The 22,058-nt window shown below is 74.0% G+C and carries 11 protein-coding genes; 10 read left to right on the plus strand and 1 reads right to left on the minus strand.

Going from position 1 to position 22,058, the window contains the following annotated elements; translation table 11 throughout:
- The first annotated feature begins 9 nt into the window (after positions 1 to 9).
- The 9 genes from ACQPY0_RS22935 (at position 10) to tnpB (ending at position 12,042) form a co-directional block, all read left to right on the plus strand.
- A complete protein-coding gene (locus ACQPY0_RS22935; RefSeq protein ID WP_432992151.1) occupies positions 10 to 651 on the plus strand; it encodes a LuxR C-terminal-related transcriptional regulator in 642 nt (213 codons plus the stop codon).
- A gap of 1 nt (position 652) precedes the next feature.
- Positions 653 to 1,339 (plus strand): hypothetical protein, encoded by a 687-nt coding sequence (locus ACQPY0_RS22940; RefSeq protein WP_432992154.1) that lies wholly within the window; start codon positions 653 to 655, stop codon positions 1,337 to 1,339.
- Positions 1,336 to 3,969 carry a right-handed parallel beta-helix repeat-containing protein gene (locus ACQPY0_RS22945; protein WP_432992157.1) on the plus strand — a complete coding sequence of 878 codons (2,634 nt, stop codon included), beginning with the start codon at positions 1,336 to 1,338 and terminating at the stop codon, positions 3,967 to 3,969. The genes ACQPY0_RS22940 and ACQPY0_RS22945 overlap by 4 nt, the downstream gene beginning before the upstream one ends.
- Positions 3,970 to 3,975: 6 nt before the next feature.
- Positions 3,976 to 7,953 (plus strand): type VII secretion protein EccCb, encoded by a 3,978-nt coding sequence (eccCb, locus tag ACQPY0_RS22950; protein ID WP_432992160.1) that lies wholly within the window; start codon positions 3,976 to 3,978, stop codon positions 7,951 to 7,953.
- 105 nt (positions 7,954 to 8,058) lie between these two features.
- Positions 8,059 to 8,376 (plus strand): WXG100 family type VII secretion target, encoded by a 318-nt coding sequence (locus ACQPY0_RS22955; protein ID WP_432992163.1) that lies wholly within the window; start codon positions 8,059 to 8,061, stop codon positions 8,374 to 8,376.
- A 37-nt stretch (positions 8,377 to 8,413) separates the two neighbouring features.
- Complete coding sequence (locus tag ACQPY0_RS22960) at positions 8,414 to 8,725, plus strand: WXG100 family type VII secretion target (protein WP_432992166.1); 312 nt, start codon at positions 8,414 to 8,416, stop codon at positions 8,723 to 8,725.
- Entirely contained in the window at positions 8,725 to 10,086 is a 1,362-nt protein-coding gene (locus tag ACQPY0_RS22965) for an EsaB/YukD family protein (RefSeq protein ID WP_432992169.1), read from the plus strand. The genes ACQPY0_RS22960 and ACQPY0_RS22965 overlap by 1 nt, the downstream gene beginning before the upstream one ends.
- 205 nt (positions 10,087 to 10,291) lie before the next feature.
- Positions 10,292 to 10,633, plus strand: a complete 342-nt coding sequence (locus ACQPY0_RS22970; protein WP_432995334.1) for a recombinase family protein — start codon at positions 10,292 to 10,294, stop codon at positions 10,631 to 10,633.
- The gene (tnpB, locus tag ACQPY0_RS22975) at positions 10,630 to 12,042 is read left to right on the plus strand and encodes an IS607 family element RNA-guided endonuclease TnpB (RefSeq protein ID WP_432992172.1); all 1,413 of its coding nucleotides are present in this window, start codon (positions 10,630 to 10,632) and stop codon (positions 12,040 to 12,042) included. The genes ACQPY0_RS22970 and tnpB overlap by 4 nt, the downstream gene beginning before the upstream one ends.
- Here the strand turns inward: tnpB and ACQPY0_RS22980 are convergent.
- Entirely contained in the window at positions 12,034 to 12,663 is a 630-nt protein-coding gene (locus tag ACQPY0_RS22980; protein ID WP_432992175.1) for a hypothetical protein, read from the minus strand. The genes tnpB and ACQPY0_RS22980 overlap by 9 nt on opposite strands.
- A gap of 171 nt (positions 12,664 to 12,834) precedes the next feature.
- On the opposite strand from ACQPY0_RS22980, the gene ACQPY0_RS22985 reads away from it, so the two are divergent.
- On the plus strand, positions 12,835 to 22,020 hold the full coding sequence (locus tag ACQPY0_RS22985; protein ID WP_432992178.1) for a hypothetical protein: 9,186 nt from the start codon (positions 12,835 to 12,837) through the stop codon (positions 22,018 to 22,020).
- The last annotated feature ends 38 nt before the right edge of the window (positions 22,021 to 22,058 follow it).

Here is a 22,058-nt window from a genome sequence, read left to right on the forward strand (position 1 = left end):
AGGACCACCATGCTCCCTGTCGCCATCGTGGACGACCACCCGGTCCGGCGGGCCGGGCTGGAGAAGTTCATCGCCGACACGCCCGGCCTCGAGGTCGCCCAGTCGGTGGGGGGCGCCGACGTTCTCGACCCCGAGACGCGGTTCGGTGTGGTCATCCTCGATCTGCCGCTGCGGGCGAGCGGCCCGGCTCTGGCCGCGATCGAGCGGCTCTGCGGCATGGCACCGGTCGTCGTGAGCTCCTCGTGGGAGCGGCCGCTGACGTTCGGGGCGGTGCTGCGGGCCGGCGCCTGCGGGTTCGTGTCCAGCCACTGCGACGGGCCGATCATCGTCGCCGCGCTCGAGGCGGTCGGCTGCGGCGGGTTCTACGTCTCGCCCGACCTCGCCGACCGCTTCCGCGGCGAGCTGGTCCGAAACGTCAACGAGGACCCGACCGGGCTCGCCCCGCGCGAGGTCGAAACGTTGCGCTGGATCGCCCGTGGCCTCACCCACGCTCAGATCGCCGGGCGGATGGGGCTGACCGAGGCGACCGTCAACACGTACGCCAAGCGGATCCGGGCGAAGCTCAACGCCGGCAACAAGGCCGAGTTGACCCGCCTCGCGATCGAACTCGGCCACGTGCCCGGCGACCTGCGGCGCTACCCGGCCGCCTGAGATGCCACAGGAGGCGGTGCCGCACGCGGAGCGGTGGGAGTTCATCGACGCCTTCGTCGAGCACACCAGGGCCCGGCCGAGCGCCGACCGGCTCACCGCCGGCCCGAGAGGCCTGCTGCTCGTCGCGGTCGTCACCGTTGTCGGCGTGGTCGTCGGCGGGATCATCACCGGCCTGCTGCGCAACGACAGCAAGCAGCGCACCGCCTCGGCCGCACCCGCCGCCTGGACCGCCGTCGCCGGCTGGGACTGCCGCGGCGGCACCGATCGGCAGTTCGAGGCGTTCGGCCGGACCAGCCGGTGGATGAGCGTCCCCGACGGGGGGTGGACCGGCGACGGCTGCGGCGGGTCGTACCTCACCGTGCCGGTGGGTTCGCCGAGCGAGGGGGCGCTGTGGACGTTCCGCCCCGGGTTCGCGTCCGGGCGCTGCACGCTCGCGGTGTACCGCCCCGAGACCGCCCCGGCGCAGGCGACGACCTACCACGTGCTGGCCGGGCGCGACGGTGCCGTGGCGGCGACGTTCCAGCTGGACATGGCCAAGGCCCCGGCCGGCTGGACCGACGCCGGGACGTTTCCGTTGCACCAGGGCACGTTGACGGTACGCCTGGCCGCCTCGGGCGGTGCGCCCGAGCCCAAGGACGGGCGGGTCGTGGTGAGCCAACTGCGGGTCGGCTGCGGGAGGGAAGGATGATCTCGGTCAGCCCGGGCCGGGTCGAGCGCGTCAGCGCCCGCGGCTGGGGCCGGCACCGTACGATCGGCGCCGCCGTCCGCTCGGCCACCCCCGGCGCGACCGTCGTCGTCGCCGCCGGCCTCTACGCCGAGAGCGTCGTCGTCGACAAGCCGCTGCGAATCGTCGCCGAGGCCGGCGGCGACGTCCGGCTCTCCTGCTCCGGCGGGCCGGCCCTGATCCTGCGATCCGGCCCGGTCGAGGTCAGCGGGCTGACCATCGACGGTGACGGCCGGACCGCGGTGGCCGTCGACGCCGACGCGCGGCTGACCGGGTGCCGGATCGGCGCCGGAGCGGTGCGGGTCGCCGGCCGATCGGTGGCGATCCTGCGCGACTGCGTGCTCGCGGGCCCGGGTGCCGGCCTGCGCGCCGCCGACGCGGCCCGGGCCGAGCTGGACGGATGCACGGTCGAGGACGTCGACGGGGTCGGCGTCGCGGTCGGCGGGGGCGCGAGCGTGACCCTCGCCGAGACCACGATCCGCCGCACGGGCAAGGCGGGGCTGCAGGTCGCCGAGCACGCCGCCGCGGTCGTCACGGACGCGGTCATCTCCGGGACCGCGACCGCGGCGGTGGTCGTCGCCGGCGCCGGACGGCTGCGGATGCGCGGGTCGCACCTGCACGACAACGACGGCGACGGCCTGCATCTGGCCGGCAGCGGCCCGTTCGGGGACTGGTGGCGCGACCCGGACCCGATGCGCGGCGCCGCCGACGTCCCGGAGCCGGGTGGCGACCCCGGTGGAGTGTCCGTCGTCGGCTGCCGGGTGGAGCGGACCGGCGGCACCGCGGTCGCCCTGTCCGGTGACGCCCATGCGGTACTGCGTGACTGCGCGATCGACACCACGGGCGCCGCCGGCGTCCTGGCCGGCGGTGCGGCCCGGCTGCTGGCCCGCGACTGTGCGGTCGCCGGCAGCCGCAGCACCGGCTTCGCGCTGCGTGACACGGCCCGGGCCTGGGCCGGCGGCTGCCGGGTCACCGACAGCGCCGCCAACGGATTCTTCCTCGCCGACGACAGCCGCGCCGATCTGCGTGGCGTCGCCGCCCACCGGTCCGGGTTCACCGCCGTGCACATCGGCGGCACGGCGGTCGCCGCCGTCACCGACGGCGAGGTCGACACGACCCCGGAGTGCGGGGTGCGGGTCACCGGCCGGGCGCTGCTCGCGCTCGACGGTGCCCGGATCGCCGCCGCCGGGCAGGCCGGGGTCCGCGTCGAGGAGGGGGGCGACGCCCGGCTGCGCGCCGTGACGGTGAACGGTTGCGGCACGGGCATCCGGCTCGACACCCCGCACCGGCCGCTCGTCGAGGACTGCACGGTCGGCGAGATCGCCCAGACCGGGCTCGAGATCGGCGAGGGGGGTTCGGCGATCGTACGGTCGAGCAGCTTCACGGCGTGCGGCGCGGCCGGGATCTATGTCGGGGCGGCCGCGGCGCCGCTCGTCGAGGACTGCCGGGTCGAGCGGACCGCCGGCAGCGGTCTGGTCGCCTGGACCGGGTCGGCGCCGACGATCCGCGGCCTGACCGTCGCCCGCTGCGCCAAGAACGGCCTCTACCTCGCTCAGGGCTGCCGGGCCAGCGTGTCCGGCGCCGATGTGTCAGGCACCGATTTCCCGGCGCTGTACGTCGGGCCGCAAGCCCGTCCGGTCCTGCGTGGCCTCACCATCCACGACTGCGACACCGACCTCAACATCGACGCCACCGCGGCGCCGGTCTTCGACGCGCAGCCGGCTCCCGATGCGGTACCGCCGGCGGCGCAGGCACCGGCCGGGAATACCGCGGAGCCGGAACTCGGCGCCCTGCTCGACGAGCTGAACCGGCTCGTCGGCCTCGACCGGGTCAAGCAGGACGTCGGGGCGCTGGTGAAGCTGGTGCAGATGGTGAAGCGGCGCCGCGAGGCCGGGCTGCCGCCCCCGCCGATGTCGCGGCACCTCGTGTTCGCCGGGAACCCGGGCACCGGCAAGACGACCGTCGCCCGCCTCTACGGCCAGATCCTCAAGGCGCTGGGCATGCTCAGCAGCGGACACCTCGTCGAGGCGGACCGCTCGGCGCTCATCGGCGAGTACGTCGGGCACACCGCACCGAAGACCCAGGCGGTGTTCCGCCGGGCGATGCACGGCGTGCTGTTCATCGACGAGGCCTACGCGCTGGTGCCCGACGGCCACGGCGCCGACTTCGGCCAGGAGGCGATCGCCACCCTGGTCAAGCTGATGGAGGACCACCGCGAGGAGGTCGTCGTCATCGTCGCCGGATACCCCGACGAGATGGACCGGTTCGTCGCCACCAACCCGGGCCTGTCGTCGCGGTTCACCCGCACCCTGACCTTCGACGACTACACGGCCGGCGAGCTGGTGTCCATTGTGGAGTACCAGGCGGCGGAGCACCGGTACACACTCGTCCCGGCGACCCTGGAGGCGTTGCGGCTGCTCTTCGAGGACGCCGACCGCGGGCCGGGCTTCGGCAACGGCCGCTACGCCCGGCGCGTGTTCCAGCGGATGACGGAGCGGCACGCCGCCCGCGTCGCCGACCTCGCCGACCCGACCACGGAGCAGCTGACCGAGCTGGATCCGCAGGACCTGCCCGACGCGGCACTCGATCGGTAGGATGCCATGGCCCGCCTCTCGTTCCATCGCCCGGCCCGGTTCATGCCGCCGCCCGCCCCCGACGACAAGGTCGTCCTCCCGGCACCGCCGGAGGTGAAGCAGAGCGCCGTCAACGTCATCGCCATGATCCTGCCGCTGATGGGCAGCCTCGGCATCGCCGCCTACATGATCTCGTACGGCCGCCCCACGCTCATCGCCCTGGCCATCATCTTCGCGATGGTGTCGATCGGCGCCGCCATCGGCATGCGGACCCAGACCCGCCACACGGAACAGCGCGCGAGGGTCCGGCAGCGGGCCCGGTACCGCGCGCTGCTCATGGACGTGCGCGCCCGCGCCCGGGAGGTCGCCGCCGCCCAGCGGATGCTCGCCGCCTGGGCGCACCCCGAACCGGACCGGCTCCTCGCGGTCGCCGCCGCGGCCCGGCGGGTCTGGGAACGCCGCCAGGGCGACCCCGACTTCCTGCAGGTGCGCATCGGTCGCGGCGACGCCCCGCTGGCCACCCCGCTGCAGATCGGCAGCCGGCTCGACCCGCTCGCCGACTACGACTGGGACTGCATGAGCGCCGCCCGCCGGCTCGTCGACCGGATGGGGACCGTCAGCGGGCAGCCGGTCCCGCTCGACATCGGTACCGCCGGGGTGATCAGCGTCCTCGGCCTGCCCGACCGCACCGAGGCCCTCACCCGGGCCCTGCTGTGCCAGGTCGCGGTCCTGCACGCACCCGACGACGTCCTCGTCGCCGTGGACGCCACCGCCGGGGCCCAGTGGGAGTGGGCGAAGTGGCTGCCGCACGCGTGCGAGCCCGGCTCCCGGGCGTCGCTGGTCGCGGCCGGCCCCGCCGACCTCGCCGGGTTCTTCGAACGCGAGCTCGCCCGCCGGCAGGAGGCGCAGGCCGCCCGGCGGCTGGCGGTCGGCTACGACCGGTCGGCCGCACCGCAGCAGCAGCGCCTGCTCGTCGTGTTCACCGGCTTCAACCCGGTGTCGGAGTTCGGCCGCAGCCCGTTGTTGCGCACGCTGCTGGAGGCGGCCGGGCCGCAGTACGGGCTGACGCTGCTGTTCGTCGGGGAACGCGAAACCGACGAGCCCGGCCGGGTCGACGTCCGGGTCACCGTCGACGCCGAGGGCTCACTGCGCGTCCTCGGCCGTGGCGGCGCCGCCCCGGACAATGCCGAGGCCGACGCGATCGAGCCGGTCACGGCCGAGCTCGTCGCCCGGGCCCTCGCCCCGCTCACCCTCACCGACGAGCAGGACCAGGTCCTCGCCCGGACCGTGTCGCTGACCGAGACCCTGCTCGGCACGCACGGGCTCGACGCCGACATCGCCGCCGGCTGGGCCGCCGCCTCCGCGGACAACCTGCTCAAGGTACCGATCGGCACCGACGGCGAGGGGCAGCACGTCATCCTCGACCTCAAGGAGTCGGCGCAGGGCGGGTCCGGCCCGCACGGGCTGATCGTCGGCGCGACCGGGTCCGGCAAGAGCGAGCTGCTGCGCACCCTCGTCGCCGGGCTGGCCCTCACGCACTCGCCGGAGGTGCTGAACTTCGTCGCCGTCGACTTCAAGGGCGGTGCCACGTTCGCCTCCCTCGCCGACCTGCCGCACGTCGCCGGAATGATCACCAACCTGGCCGAGGAGGCGGCGCTGATCGACCGGGTCCAGGCCGCGCTCGCCGGCGAGCAGCAGCGCCGTCAGCAGCTGCTGCGCTCCGCCGGCAACGTCGACTCGATCCGGGAGTACCAGCGGCTGCGGGCCGCGGGCCAACCGCTGGAGCCGATGCCGTACCTGCTCATCATCATCGACGAGTTCTCCGAGCTGCTGTCCCAGCGCCCCGACTTCGTGGAGCTGTTCGTCCAGATCGGCCGGGTCGGCCGCAGCCTCGGCATGCATCTGCTGTTCTCCACGCAGAAGCTCGACGAGGGGCGGCTGCGCGGCCTCGACTCGCACCTGTCGTACCGGATCTGCCTGCGCACGTTCAGCGCGCAGGAGAGCCGGGCGGTCATCGGCAACACCGACGCGTACCGGCTCCCCCCGATCCCCGGCTCCGCCTACCTCAAGGTCGACGAGTCGATCTACCAGCGCTTCCGCGTCGCGCACGTCACCGCGCCGGTGCCCAGCGAGCGGCCCGGCGAGCGGGTGGCGGACCGGATCCCGATCGTGGCGTTCGGGCTGCGCAGCGCCGCCGAGGACGAGCCCGCCCCGCCGGAGCCGGCCGCGGACCCGGCGCCCCGGCCCGCCGGCGAGCAGCCGCCGACGGAGCTGTCCGTCATCGTGCGCAAGCTGCGCGGGCTCGGTCCAGCCGCCCGGCAGGTGTGGCTGCCGCCGCTACCGCCGGCCATTCCCCTCGACGCGCTGCTCGGGTCCCTGGCCGTCGAGCCCGAGCGGGGCCTCACCGCCAGCACCTGGCCGTCGGCCGGCACCCTCGCCATCCCGGTCGGCGTCATCGACCTCCCGGCGCTGCAGGCCCAGGAGCCGATGGTCCTGGACTTCGCCGGCCAGCACGGCCACGTCGCGATCGTCGGCGCGCCCCGGTCCGGCCGCAGCACCCTGCTGCGCACGCTGATGCTGTCGGCGATGCTCACCCACACCCCCGACGAGGTCCACTTCTACTGCGTCGACTTCGGCGGCGAGACGCTGCACCCGTACGCCACCGCCCCGCACGTCAGCGGGGTCACCGGCCGGCTCGACACCGAGCGCGTCGGGCGGACCCTCGCCGACGTCCGCTCCGTTGTCACCGAGCGGGAGCGGTTCTTCCGCGACCGCGGCATCGAGTCCATCGTGGACTTCCGGATGCGCCGCAACGCCGGGCGGCTGCCGGCCGGAGTGCGCGGCGCCGACGTGTTCCTGCTCGTCGACAACTGGGGCGCGGTGCGTGCCGAGCACGACGGCGCCGAGGCGGTCCTGACCGACATCGCCGCCCGCGGGCTCGGCGTCGGCGTGCACCTGGTCCTCACCGCGAACCGGTGGCTGGACATCCGGCCGGCGCTGCGCGACTCCATCAGTGCCCGGCTCGAACTGCGGCTCAACGACCACACCGAGTCCGACGTCAACCGCCGGATGGCACAGCGCATGCCGGCCGGCGTACCCGGCCGGGCGCTGGTGCCGCCCGGGGCGTACGCACACGTGGTCCTGCCGCGGGCCGACGGCCGCGACGACGACGAGGCCGTCCGCGAGGCCCAGCAGGACGTGCTGACCAAGCTCGCCGAATCGTGGCGGGGGGAGCCGGCCCCGGCGGTGCGGATGCTGCCCGAACGGCTCGCCGTCGCGGACCTCGCCGTCCCGGCCGACCTGCCGGAGACGGCCGTGCCCGTCGGGATCGGCGAGCCGGACTTCACCCCGGCCGTCGTCGACCTGTCCGGCACCGACCCGCACTTCATCGTCTTCGGCGACACCGGCGCCGGGAAGACCGCGTTTCTGCGGACGTGGCTCGCCGGCCTCGCCGCCCGGCAGTCGTCGATGCAGGCCCGCGCCGTCGTCGTGGACTACCGCCGGACCCTGCTCGGCGCGGTGCCCGACGAGCACCTCGGCGCGTACGCCGCCGACGCCCGGGCCGCCACCGCCTACGCGCAGCAGGTGGCCGAGAAGCTCCGGGAGCGGCTGCCGCCGGCCACGATCACGCCCCAGGAGCTGCGGGAACGGCGCTGGTGGGACGGGCCGGAGATCTACGTCGTCGTCGACGACTACGACCTCATCGGCGGCGGCCCTCAGTCGCCCCTGGCGCCGCTGGTGGAGCTGCTGCCGCACGCCCGGGACATCGGCCTGCACGTCGTGCTCGCCCGGCGGGTCGGCGGGGCCGGCCGGGCGCTGGGCGACCAGCTGTTCAACCGGGTCAAGGAGCTCGGCGCGGCGGGGCTGGTGCTCTCCGGCGACCCGCGCGAAGGGGCCGTGCTCGGGGGCGAACGCGCCGCGCAGCGGGTGCCGGGGCGCGGCACGCTGGTCCGCCGCGGTGCCGCGACCCGGCTGGTCCAGGTCGCGCTGACGGACACCCCGTGACGTACCCGATCCGGCGTGGCGGGACACCGCATACGGGAGATGGCAGGGTCCGCGCTCACGCTGCGATGCTGCAGCGAAAGCAAAGCCGACGGAAAGGAGGTCGCCGTGGCATTCGTGGTGACCCCGCAGTACCTCGCCGCCGCGGCGGTCGACTGCGAGCAGACGGCCCAGCAGGTCAGCGAGCAGCTCGACACGCTGAAGAAGTACGTGACCGGCCTGCGCGTGGAGTGGGAGGGCGTCGCCGCGACCTCGTTCGAGCAGCTGATGGCCAACTGGGACACGTACGCGCAGACGCTGCACAGCGCGCTCGTCGGCATCGGCGGGGCGTTGCGTACCAACCACTACAACTACACCGACAACGAAGGCGTCGTCGACAGCAACCTGCTGAGCATCGACGGCGACCTGCAGCCCGCGCGGCTGTGATCCGCGCCGGCGCGGCAAGAGCGAGAGGGGAGTTGTCATGGCGGACATCGAGTCGTCCCAGCTGCGGGTCCCGGCGAGCCTGGCCGAGGCCGGGCCGTTCCTGTCCGGCGTCGGCGAGATTCTCGTCGGCGAGCTGACCACGCTGCAGGGCAAGCTCGCACCACTCGGCGACGTGTGGCAGGGCGACACGCAGCTGGCCTACCAGGAGTACCAGGCGATGTGGAACGCCGCCGCCGACGGCCTGTTCGGCGAACAGGGCGTGCTCACCGCCATCGCCCACGCGGTGAACGTCAACTACGAGAACTACGCCGAGACCGAGACGGTCAACGGCAACGCCTGGAAGCACTGATGATCGACCAGCTCAGCCGGGTCACCGTCGTCGGCACCCGCAAACGCGTCGACGTCACCCTCCCGTCGGCGGCACCGGTCGGCGAGTACGCCGGCCGGCTCGCCGAACTGTGCGGCCAGGAACGCGACGACGTGTTCCCGCCGGCGTGGTCGCTCGCCACACCCGGCGCCGCGCCGATCGCCGCTCACGAGTCCCTCGCCGGGGCCGGGATCGCCGACGGCGCCGTGCTGTACCTCACCGACCTCGCCGGCGATCCGGCCCGCGAGCCCGCGGTCGAGGACATCGCCGAACTCGTCGCGGAGGCGCGGGAGCGGGCCCGGGCCAAGCAGCCGCGCCGGGGAACGGTCGTCGCCGGCCTGGCCCTGGCCTGGCTCGCCGCCACCGCCGCGGTCCTCGCCGCGCGCCCGGGCGGCCTCGCCGCCGCCACCGTGCTCGCGGTGACCGGGCTGGCGCTGCTGGGCACCGCATGGCTGCTCGGGCAGCGGCGTACCATGGTCCCGGCGGCCCTGCCGCTCGGGATGGCGCTCACGGCCGCCGTCTGCGTCGCCGTCGCCTGCGGACTGCTCGCGACGGGGCTCGCCGGCCCGCAGTACCGCTGGATCGGCATCGTCGCCGGGGCGAACCTCGGCGTGCTCATGGCCTTCGCCGCCGTCCCCGATGTCGTCCTCGCCGCGCTGCAGTTGCACGCGATCGCCGCGGCGCTGCTCTGCCCGCTGCTGATCGCCCTGCCGGTCGGCCCGGCGCAGGTGGCCGCGGCCGCGGTCGTCCTCGCCGTCGCGCTGCTCGGCCTGTCGAAGTGGCTCGCCGCGGCGATCACCGCCTGGGCCGACCGCCCCGCGGCCCGGTCCGTCAACCGGCTGCTCGAACGGGCCGACTGGCTGCTCACGACGCTCATCGCCGGCCCGCTGCTGGCGCTGATCGCCGGCCTGTTCGTCCTGGCCCGCTCGCCGGGCTGGTTCCCGCTGCTGCTCGCCGCCGTGGCCGCCGCGGGCTTGCTGGTGCGCACCCAGCAGGCCGGTACCTTCGCGGAGATCCTCGGGTTCGGCGCCGCCGCCATGACCGGGCTGTTCGCCGTCGTCACCGAGCTCGCCGGCCGCTGGGCCGGCACCGGTGGCCTCGCGACGGTACTGCTGCTCGGCGGCTGCGCCGTCCTGGGCGCCGGCCTGTTCGTCACCGTCGTCCGCATGCCGATCAAGGGCGGGACGACCGACGTGTCGCTCGGCGGCGCCGCCGCGCCCGGGCGGCGCTCGGCCGCCGAGGTGATCGGCCTGCTGTGCCACCTCGCGGTGGCGCCCCTGGCGATGGGCGTCTTCGGGGTGTACGGCGAGCTGCTCGCGATGGGCCACGGCATGGTTTCCTGACGCTCAGCCTTCTTGCCGGCGGGTCTTCTTGACGGCGGGCCGATGCCCTCACCCGTGCTCGGGTGAGGGTTGACAACTGCTCACTCTCCTGTGAGCAGATATGCGAATCTGTGAGTGTTAGTGTTCTTCTGTGAAGCTTGCCGAGGGGGTGCGCCGTCATGGTGTGCGCCCGCAGACCGGGTACCGCTGGTTCCGTGAGGGGACCATGCCGGTGCCCGCTCGGCGTCTTCCATCCGGCACGATCATGGTGGAGGTGGCCGGCGACGCGCAGCAGGGTCAGGTCGTCGTCCACGCCCGGGTGTCATCGGCCGGCCAGCAAGCCGACCCGGACCGGCAGGTCGCCCGGGTAACCGCATGGGTCACCGGGCAGGGCATGGCCGTCTCGCGCGTTGTCACTGAGGTCGGCTCCGCGCTGAACGGAAGGCGCAAAAAGGTTCCCGGGCTGCTGCGCGACCCGGACGTGACGACGATCGTGGTCGAGCACCGGGATCGGTTCGCGCGGTTCAGCCGTGCGGTGGCTGCCGCCACCGCCTGGGACGGTTCGTGAAGCGGTACGAGCCGCCGGCGGGCTGGACCGTGCAGGCGTACCGGTTCGCTCTGGACCCGAGTGATGTCCAGGTGGTCGGTCTGCGCCGTAACACCGGTGCGGCCCGGTTCGTGTACAACCACATGCTGCGGCGGGTCGGCGCGGTCGCGGCGCAGCGTGCCGCTGAGGCCAGTTACGGGGTGGCGGAGGCGGATCTGACGCCGTGGCAGGGTTGGTCCCTGCCGGACTTGCGTCGCACCTGGAACGCGATCAAGGCGTGGGTGGCGCCGTGGTGGGCGGAATGTTCCAAGGAGGCGTTCAACACTGGACTGGCCAACCTGTCCGTAGCACTGGGTAACTGGCGCGCGTCGCGCACCGGCACCCGTACGGGACGCCGGGTGGGCTGGCCCCGCGCCAAGAGGAAGCACGGCCGTAGGTCGGTCCGGTTCACCACCGGCGCGATCCGGGTCGGCCCCGGCTACCGGCATGTCGTGCTGCCCCGGCTGGGCCGTATCCGCACCCACGAGTCCACCCGCAAGCTGGCCCGGCGGGTGCGGGCGGGCACCGCGAAGGTCCTGTCCGCCACGGTCACCGAGACCGCCGGCCGGTGGTTCTGCGCGTTCCAGGTCGCGGTCCAGCGCACGCTCGCACGGTCGGCGCACGCGCCGAACGCTGGCCGGGTCGTCGGCGTGGACGCCGGGATCACATACCTGGCGGTGCTGTCCACGGGTGAGTTGGTGCCCAACCCGGCGCCGTTCAAGGCTATGTTGCGCAAGCTTGGCAGGGCCCAGCGCCGGGCTGCCCGGCGGATCGGTCCCTACGATCCGGCCACCAGGCGGAAACGGACTGCGTCGAACCGGTGGCAGCGGGCACAGGACGCGGTGGCCCGGTTGCACGCCACCGTCTCGGCCGTCCGCGCCGACTCGTGGCACCACCTCACCACCCGCCTGGCCCAGCAGTACACCTCGGTCGTGGTCGAGGACCTCCACGTGGCCGGGATGGTCCGCAACCGCAAGCTGGCCCGATCCCTGACCGACGCCGCCCCCGCCACGCTGCGCCGGCACCTCGGCTACAAAACCAGCTGGTACGGCAGCACCCTGCACATCGCCGACCGGTGGTACCCCAGCTCCAAGACGTGCTCCGCCTGCAAGACGGTGAAACCCAAGCTGTCGCTGGCCGAGCGCACCTACCACTGCACCACGTGCGGACTGTCCCTGGACCGGGACGTCAACGCCGCACGCAACCTTGCCGACCTCGTTCGGCACGTCGACCTGGAGTCGCCGGGCGACGCAAAAACAGGACGTGGAGCCCACAGAAGACCTGGAAGACCTGCACCCGCAGGCAGGGCAGCGGGCCGCGAAGCGTCAAGACCGGTTCATCCGGTCAACGTCGCCCGGCAACGGACGACTGCCAATCGTGAGTCACATTGACTCACTGAAAGGTAACGGCATCGTCGCGTTGTGGTCGGCGTTGGCGTAGGCCTGGGCGGCCTCGTTCAGGGCCGCGATGAAGTTGCCGACGAGGTGGATGCGGTCGGCGACCAGCAGCAGGAGGCTGTCCATCCCGCGGTTGATGTCGTCGACCTGCTCCTGGCTCAGCCCCCAGTAGCGGTTGCCCTCCGGCTGGGCTCCCTTGCCCTGGAAGTTGCTCGAGCCGGGCGTCATCGAGTTGCCGTTCTCCCGGGCGTGCGCCTCCTCGGCCGTCTCCGGCGTTGGGATCGACGCATCGACGCTCGGGTCGGTCACCACCCAGATCCACTTCTGCCGGGCGGCCATGCTGAGCCGGAACTCCTCGTAGCGCTGCACGACCCCGCCGATCTGGTTCAGCAGGTCCTGCTCCGAGGCCAGGATGCTGCCCGGGCCGATCCGGTAGGCCGCCCGCTCCGGCGGGTCGGCCCGCCCGGACTCGCCCGTGCCGCCGCTCAGCGCGAGGTCGGGGCGGGTCGGCCAGATCAGGTTGAGCACCGGCGGGACCGGATAGGCCAACATCGGGCCGGGGTCTGGCGGTGCCGTCTGGAGCAGGTCGTGTGACGGGCTCTCGTCCTTGGGCACGGGCCCTCCCTTCTACGGCCGACCCTGCCACTGTCGGCGACGGCGGCCGAGGCTTCCAGGTCCCCGTTGCGAGGACCCGTACGGGCCGGAACGAGGGCTGTCCCGGTCGTACCGCCCCGGCCTACGGTCGGTGGGCCGGACCGGCCCCGGTTCGCGCCCGGGGGAGGGGTGGTGGCCGATCAGCAGCGCAGCGACGACGTCCTGCACCCGAACCCGGACGCGCTGGATCAGCTGGCGCTGGACTGGCGGGCGCAGGGCGAGCAGCTGCGTGAGCTCGGGCGGCATCTCGGCCCGGCCGTGCAGGGGACCACCTGGACGGGCGAGGCGCAGGGCCAGGCGCTGCGGGCCGCCCTGGCGATCTTCGGCCACCTGGAGCGGGTCGCCGCCAGGTGCGACGACATGGCCCGGTACATCGAGGGCTTCGCGAAGGACATCCGCGAGGAGATCAAGCGGCGGGAAGCGGCGAAAATCGTCTCCATCGTCATGGCGTTCGTCAACTTCATCCTGATCTTCGTCGGCGCGCTGGGGTTCCTGACGCGATTCGCGACCATGTTCGCGGGCCTCAGCGACCTCATCACCTCCGCGATCACCAGCCTCTCGCGGCTGCTGCAGGGCATCCGGATCCTGCCGGTCGCGGCGGCCGAGTTCATCGCCACCTTCCTCTTCCACGGCACGGTCGGCGCCGCACTGTCCACCGCGTTCGAGATCATCGTCAACGGCACCGTGAGCGCGATCATGGATGTGCCGCTCGGGTCGCTGCTGGACTGGAACCAGTTCATCATGAACGCTGTCACGGCCTTCACGGGCGGCGGCCTGATGGGCGTCATGCTGGGCGAGGGCCCGCGCTCGGCTGTCAACGGCATGCGTGGCCCCGCCCGCATGCCCGATCCCGAAAAGCTCCACCTGCCGGGCGGCGGCGAGGTCATCCCCTGGCGTCCGCCGGAACGCCGCGCCGGCAACGCCCCGCCGAACAACGGCGCGCGGACCCCGAAACCCGCCGAGGTCACCGACACTCCGGTGGTTCCCGTTCCCGAGCGCTCCCCGAACCCGCCCGAGGCGACGACCAAGACGCCGGTGGAACTGCCGAACGGGGGCCGGCTCCCGCTGTATCGGCGCGACGAGACGCCGGGCTCGGGCAGCACCGGAACCTCGCCCGAGCCGATCGGCGCCGGCGGCGCGCCACCACCACGACTGCCGTCGCACCGGCCTGCGCCGGACTGGTCGCCGGGGTCGAGCCCATCGAATACGCCACCGCCGTCGCCGCGGTTGTCGCCGGTAGGGACTCCGTTGAACTCGCCGCGGCTGGGTCCGCATGTTCCGCCGCGGGATGGTGTTGAGGTTCCCGGCGGGCATGGTGGCGCTGGTGGGTTGCCGCCGTCGCCGCGGTTGTCGCCGGTGTCGGATCCGCCGGGTCCGTCGGGTTCGCCGCGGTTGGGGGCGTATGTTCCGCCGCGGGATGGTGTTGAGGTTCCGGGTGGGCATGGTAGCGCCGGTGGTCTGCCGCCTTCCCCGCCGCGGCACTCGCCGGTGTCGGAGCCGTCGGGTCCGCATGTTCCGCCGCGGGAAGGTGTTGAGGTTCCGGGTGCGCATGGTGGGGCTGGTGGATTGCCGCCGTCTCCGCCGCGGCAGGCGCCGGTGGATCCGCCGGGTCCGTCGGGTTCGCCGCGGTTGGGTCCGCATGTTCCGCCACGGGATCGCGTTGACGTTCCGGGTGGGCATGGTGGCGCTGGTGGGTTGCCGCCGTCGTCGCGGTTGTCGCCGGTGTCGGATCCGTCGGGTCCGCATGTTCCGCCGCGGGATCGTGTTGATGTTCCGGGTGGGCATGGTGGGGCTGGTGGGTTGCCGCCGTCGCCGCGGTTGTCGCCGGTGTCGGATCCGTTGGGTCCGGCGGGTTCGCCGCGGTTGGGTCCGCACGTTCCGCCACGGGAAGGCGTTGACGTTCCAGGCGCGCATGGTGGCGCTGGTGGGTTGGCGCCGTCTCCGTCGCGGCAGGCGCCGGTGGTGGATCCGTTGGGTCCGTCGGGTTCGCCGCGGTTGGGGGCGCATGTCCCGCCGCCCGATCGCGTCGACGGTCACGGCGGGCACGGTAACGGCGGCGGGCTGACGACCCCGCCACCGTCCCGCACGAACACACCGGAAGCCACCACCCCCGATCGCTCGCTGTCGGGCGGCGGCCGGGGTGGAGCTTCGGAGCGCCCCCCGCTCACCCGCGAGTCGGACATTCCACCGGCCCGCCTCGACCGGACGGTCACGCCGGCGCCGGAGACGCCCGCACGCGACGGGACCCGGCCGGTGTCGGGCGACGCCGAGGTGTCGGTGCGTCCCGTCGCGAGGCCGCAGTCGTCGAGTCGCCAGCGCCCGTCCGAGTCGGAGGCGGGCACCTCCGTGACGCCGCCGGCGCACCAGCGGCCCGAGGGCACCGGCGATGCGGCTCGTCCCGCTGCCGCCCCGTCCGGTCAGAAGGTCGTGGAGCCGGTGCGCAAGCCCGGTGAGCTGGCTGACGGGGTTGATGAGCTGTTGCTGGCCCGATCCGATAATCCTGGTGGTGGCGGGACGCTGTACCGGACCGGGACGACGCCGCCCCCGTCCAGGGTCCAAGGCGACACGCCAGGCAGTATCGTCCGGCTGGAGGTTGGCGACGGCGTCGATCCGGTCGGGCTTCGCAAATACCTCGCCCGGTACGCCGGTGATCACGTGGGCGAGCCTGGTTACCGTTCGCCGGCGGTTGACTTCGGCCGGCCGATGACGGCGGGTGAGGCCGCCCGCCTCGTTCAGGAGGGGCCGGCGTCGCGGGTCATCGTCCGCCGTGAGGATCTTCGAGGCGGTCATACCGAGGGGCTGCCGGACGGGTTCACCGTGCGGCCGGTCAACGCCCGCAACGGGTTCGCCGAGACCACGCCGGAGCACGCCACCGACTACGTCTTCGAGCCGGTGCACGCGGGGGCCCGCTCGGTCCCGGCGAGGGGCGTGCCGTCCGAGTCGGAGGCGGGCACCTCGGTGACACCGCCCGCGAAGGTCGCGGGCCCGGTCCGCAAGCCCGGGGACCTGCCAGTCCCGGTCCGCAAGCCCGGGGACCTGCCGGACCGGGTGGGGGAGCTGTCGCTGGCCCGTTCCGGCGATCCTGGTGGCGGCGGGACGCTGTACCGAACCGGGACGACCCCGCCCCAGTCCAGGGCACAGGGCGACACCGCCGGTCGTATCGTGCGGCTGGAGGTCGCCGACGGCGTCGATCCGGTCGAGCTTCGAAACTACCTCGGCCGGTACGTCGGCGATCACGAGGGCAAGAGCGGTTACCGTTCGCCCGCGGTCGACTTCGGCCGGCCCATGACGGCGAGTGAGGCCGCCCGCCTCGTTCAGGAGGGGCCGGCGTCGCGGGTCATCGTCCGCCGTGAGGATCTGCGTGGCGCTCCAGCCGACGGGCTGCCCGACGGGGTCACCGTGCGGCCGGTCGATGCCCGCAACGGGTTCGCCGAGGCCAAGGCGAAGCGCACCACCGACTACGTCTTCGAGCATGCGCCCTCCCGAGTCGCCGGCCCGGCCCCGGCGAAGGGAGTGCGTCGGGCCGATCCGTTCGATACCGCGGAGGTGTCGTTCCGGCGGGCGCACGACGGCGGTGACCTGCACCGGCCGGGCACCGAGCCGCCTGAGCTGTCCGCGTCCGCGCGGATGGCCAGGTCGGCTCCGCCAGGGCATGCGCGGTTGCGGTTGGCCGGGGAGTTCACGGCTGCCGAGGTCGAGGCGTTCGTTTCCAGGTACGCCGCGCACCGGGACCGCCCGGCTGGCCATTCGGCGCAGTTGGTCGACCCGAACCGGCGGATCAGTGCCCGTGAGGCCGGTCAGATGGTGCTCGACGGGTACTGGCATCGGATCATCGTCTCGGGCCGGCATCTGACCACGGCACCGGATGCCGATCTGCCCGACGGGATCGTGGTCCGGCCGGTGAATCGAGGGACGAGCCCGTTCCAGAAGCTCGTCGACGGTGGCGCGACGGACTACGTGTATCTGCGGGCGTCGGAGTACACGGAGGCGATCGGGGGGCGGGCGAAGCTGCCGCAGAGTGCGGCCGGGCTGTCGGTCGTGCGCGCGGAGGGCCCTGGTGCGGGGGCGACGCTGTATCGGACGGGTGAGCCGCCGCCGGCGCCGCGACCGCCGGACGCGGGCTGGAAGGGCAGGTTCCGCCTTGTCGTCCCGGAGGGCGTCGAGACGTCGGCCGCGAAGGCCTACTTGAGGCAGTACCGTCTCGCCGACGGGGACCCCTGGGTGCCGGTGTTCGACCTGGACCGGCCGATCACCGCCGCGGCCGCGGCGAAGTTCGCCCTCGACGAGCACGTCACCGTGGTCGTCCGCCGCCAGCACCTGCTCGGTGGCCCGGCCGACGGTGTGCCGGACACCGCGTCGTTCGAGCCGAGCAGCCAACGCGGCCGCGGCGGCGGGCCCATCGAGTACACCTTCCGTCCCTTCCCGAAGGACTGGGACACGCTGAACACCGCGAACGTGTCGATCTATCGCGCGACCGGCGGCGGCGACCTGTACCGCACCGGCGGCCCGCGGCCCGAGCGCTCCGGCACCGGCCTGACCGGGCAGAACCCGCCCGGCTTCGAGCGGCTGCGGCTGGCCGGCGATCTGGGCGCCACCGACGTCAAGACCTTCGCCGCCCGGTACCACCGCGTCATGGGCGCGCCGACCGGCAGCAAGACGCTGGTTGATCCGAACCGCCCCATCACCGCGCGCGAGGCGGGGCAGATGGTCCTCGACGGGTACTGGCACCGAATCTTCGTCTCCCGCTCGCATCTGACCACGGCGCCGGGTGCTGACCTGCCGGACGGGATCGTCGTGCGGCCGACCAGCCGGCGCAGCGGGCCGTTCGAGGAGCTCAACGGCGAGGCGTCCGGATACGTCTACCTGCGCCGGGCGGACTTCGACGCGCCGATGGACACGCCGGAGGTACCCGCCGCGGCCGCAGCCGACCCGGCGAGGCGCTCGGCCGGTGCCGCGAAAGCGGCCCAGCCGGTGCCGGAGCGGTTCAAGGAGCTGTTCGGCGCGCCGTCGCGTGCCCGGGGCACCACGCCGTCCGTCGCCGAGCTGCCGTCGCCGCCGTCCCGGCACCGGTCCACCGTCGTGCTGGAGGCCGAGCCTCCGGTGCGGCAGCGGGTCCTCGACTGGTCGTTCGGTGACGGGAGGCCGCCGGCCGGACCCCTCGTGACCGTGGCGCCGAAGCCCGCGCCGAAGCCGGCCCCCGAGCCGCCCCCGGCGAAGCCCGGCCTGCCGGCGATGCGGCTGCCGCACCGCTCGACGCCGGAGGAGACGGCCCGCCTGGTCGACGTGATGCGCAGCGCGTTCGGCCACGACACCCGGATTCTCGTCGACCCGCAGCACTCGATGAGCGCGTACGACGCGGTGGCGCTGGCGAAGAAGCTCAAGGTCGGGGTGGTCGTCCCGATGTACAAGCTGATCGGCGGCTTCGCCGACCGCCTCGGCGCCGGCGCCACCGTCATCGGCCGCAACGCGGCCGGGGAGACCGCGATTCTCCACGGCGCGTTCGGCCCCTTCTCGGTGTCCACACTGGACCGCGCGGCCGAGTACACGTTCTACGGCACCGACGAGCCGGTCGGCGTGCCCGAGACGAACCCCGCACCCGCGCCGGTCGAGATTCCGGCATGGCGGCCGCCGAAGCACGCCCAGCTGCCACGGACCGGTGGCCGGCTGGAGCTCAAGCCCACGCCGGACGGCGGGATCCTGCACAACTCGCGCCACCCCGCCCCGGAGGTGACCGGGCCGGCCGTCAGCAAGCGTACCCTGCACCTCGCCGAGGGCATCGCCACGAAGGACGTCGCCGACTACGTGGCGGCGTACCGGCGGGAGCCCGGCCGGCGCCACCCGTCGCCGGTGGTGCGGCCCGCCGGTTCGATGTCCGCGGCCGTCGCGGCCGAGATGTCGACCGCGATCGGGACGCCGGTCGCGCTGCGGCCCGCGCAGCTCGACGGCGACCCGCTCGGCGGGGACGGCGTGAAGACCTGGGCGTGGCTGAAGTCGGGAAAGCGGCAGCTGCTGGCCGGGACGGACCTGCCGGACCCCGCCGACGTCGAGGCGTACGCGTACTATCGCCCGAAACCGCCGCCCCCGGACCCGCGGCAGCCGGTCCTGGACGCGGTGCTGGACGCCCTGCCGGACGGCGTCACCGCCCGGCGTGTGCCCGGCGGGTATGTGCTGGAGAAGCCGGGCCGGCCGGCATTCGGCGGGTTCGAGCCCTCCAGCCGGTTCGCGGGCGGGCTGGAGGGCCTGGTCGTGCTCTCCGTGTCGCCGGGCGTCCGCGACGGCGCCGTCGCGGACCTGCTGCGTTCGCTCGACCCGGAAACCCGCCGCAAGATCGTTCTCCACGACCTCGGGAAGCAGCCGGTGCCGGCCGACCAGCTCGGCCGGTGGAGCGCCGACGAACTCGGCGCGGGCGCCGGCGTGCCCGTCATCATCCCGGCGAAGCGGCTCATCGGGACGCCGCCCGCGACGATGCGCGTCACGCCGCTCGCCGGCGGCCGTCCGACCCTGCCGCAGCTGGCCACCGCCTACCTGATCGAGCCGCCGGGCGCCGCGCCCCTCGACCTGCCGCCGCCGCACGGGCTGCGGCCACACACGATCCCCGGGGTGTACCAGCTGCCGGCGGGCTGGGTGCTCGACGCGCGCGGCGACGGGCGGCTGCGCGCCGTCCCCGAGGAGGCCCTCGGCGAGCCTGCCACACCGGCCGACCCGGTGTCTCGCGGTGCCGACGTCCCCCTCACCGTCGGCGAGCCGGGCCAGGTCGTCCCCGCCGCGGTCCGGCGCGTGCTGGACCGCCTGGTGAACCGGCTCGGGCCACGGGTGCGCGCCGAACAGCTCGGCCGCGTCCCCACCCCGGACGAGAACGTCCTGCACGGCGCGCTGCTGCGGGCCCTGCCATCCGGCTCCCCGCTGCGGCTGCACTTCCTCGGCAACGGCGCCGTCGTGATCGGCCGGGACGGCACGGCGCCCGTCGGCACCGCCTCCGCCCGCCGGCCGGGTGTGCATCTCGACCCGTCGCTCGGCCGGGATCTCCTCGGCGCCGCCGGCGACCTCATCGCCGCCCTGCCCGCACCGGTCCAGGCCAAGCTGCACGTCCACGTCGGCACCTCCGCGCAGCCGCACGACTTCGGCGAGTTCAAGCGCTGGTTCACCACCGGCGCCGGCCGGCGGTACGAGCCCAAAGAAATCGTCGCCTGGGCCGAGCGGTACCTCGGCGCGGCCACCCTCGTGGTCCCGGCGAAGCGGTTCAGGACTCGGCCGGTGCCGACGGATCGCATGCTCGCGGTCGTCGACGGGCCCGACGGGCCGGTCGTCACGTTCGGTCCGGTCGCGTCGCATTACCACGTGCTGGGCCGTAAGGCGCCCCGGCCGGGCGTCCGCACCCCGCACGGGCTGTCCGTCCTGGACCGGCCGGGCCGGTACGCGCTGCCGGATGGCTGGGTCCTCGACGCGAGCGGCCCGGGGATCACGGTCGTGCCGCCCGCGTCCGACTTCGAACCCTTGAGCACTGCGGCGTCAGGGGTGCCGCGGATGCACGTGGGGGTCGGCGGTGTCGCGGTCCCCCGCGCGGTGCAGGTCGCCATCGCGAAGATCCTCGACGAGCTCCGCGCCACGCCCGGGTCCGGCGTGCTGGAGCTGCACGTGGACGGCAAGCCGCCGGGCCGGGCCGCCGACTGGTGGTCGCACCTGGCCACGCTGGTGTGGCGGCAGTCGCTGCCGCGGGACCTGGCGTTGCGCTTCCTCGCCCCCGGCCGGTTCGTCCTGTCGGCGCGCGGCGAACCGCCGGGCCCCGACCAGATCCCCGCCAAGCTGCCGGACCTGCCCGGGCGGACCCTCATCGTCGTCGACGGATCCGTGTCGAACCAGCGAACCGCGGCGTACCTGCGCAACCTGCCCAAGGAGTTGCGCGACCGCGTCGTGCTGCACGCCGGCACCGGCGACGCCTCCGCCCTGGCGACGATGCTCGCCCAGGAGTTGCACACGCACGTGCCGGTGCTGGCCTCGCCGGGGCGCGGATACCGCGGCGGGAAGTTCCTGCCGTATCTGCAATCCGTCGTCCCGACGCTGGAGCCGTTCGCCGACTTCCTGCTCGCGGTGCCCGACGGCGCGTCGATCGGCCGGGTACCGCCGCCGCACGGGCTCACCGCGGGACCAGGCCCGCTGGTGTACGGGCTGCCGGAGGGATGGGTGCTCGACATCCGCCGGCCCGACCGGGTGTGGATCCGGCCCGGCGAGCTGCCCCGGGGCACCCGGCGACCGGCCGTCGCTGTCCCGTCCGGGGCGGGGGGCAAGCCCGCGATCGTGATCGGTGGCGTGGCCGGCGTCGCGGTTCCGCAGCGGGTGCTGGCCGCGGCGGTGTCCCTCGCCGGCGAGACCGGATCGCCACTGGTCGGCGGTATCGCGCAGGATCCGGCCGCGCCGATCCTGGAGTACCGGGGCCTCAGGTCGGCCGTGGCCCGTTCGTCCGCGGACGGCCCATCCGCGGACGGCCTGCAGCGCCTGGCGCGGCTTCGCGACCGTATCTTCCGCGATCGGCCGGCCGGCAGCAACCGGTTCGACGCCGGGCCCACCCGCGGCGGGCCCGGCGCCCGGACCGAGCCGCGGCACCGGTTCGCCGATGTGCCGTACTGGATTCCGGCGTCGTCGTGGTCCGCCGTCGAGAATCTCGTGCGCGGATCCGGCCCGGGTACGACGGCGTTCGTGGTCGGGCGGGACGGCCGCACCAATGCCCTGTACTACACCGCCGACCGGGGCCTGGTCTGGGTCGACACGACCGACCGGCCGCGGGTTGACCGGCCCGGCGCCACCCCGGGCACTTTGCCTGACGGCATGCGGTTCCTGCTGGTGGACCGGCACGGCAAGGTGATCCCGCGGTACACGAAGCCGAAGCCGTCGACGCCCGTGGTGACGCCGCTGGTCCCGCCGTCGATGCCGTCGCCGGTTGTGCCGGCATCGCCCGTCACCTTGCCGGTCACATCCCCGGTCACCGATCCGGCCGCGAATGCGTTCGCGACCGGCGAGCCCGCCGATCCGCACTCGGCCGATCCAGTTACCGGCGAACCGGCGGTGCCCGAGCCGGAGGCGGCGCCGGCGACGGACCCCGATCCGCGCAGCGAGCTGGACCGGAAGGTGTACCGGCTGATCGACATGGTCGTCGCGGGGGACTGGCCGGGCGCCCAGGCGGCCGCCACCGACGTACGGTGCGACTTCACACCGCTGGCCCGGCAAGAGTGGATCAAGAAGATGAAAGTCGAGAAGCGACGGCACCCCGAGCACGCGGCGGAGCTGAACGTGCTGCTCGGCATCCTGGTCGGGTGCGACTGACGCCATGGATATCAGCCGGGTGCACGGCGTATTTCGGA

Source organism: Dactylosporangium sp. CA-233914, from assembly GCF_050942935.1.
Classification (GTDB): Bacteria; Actinomycetota; Actinomycetes; order Mycobacteriales; family Micromonosporaceae; genus Dactylosporangium.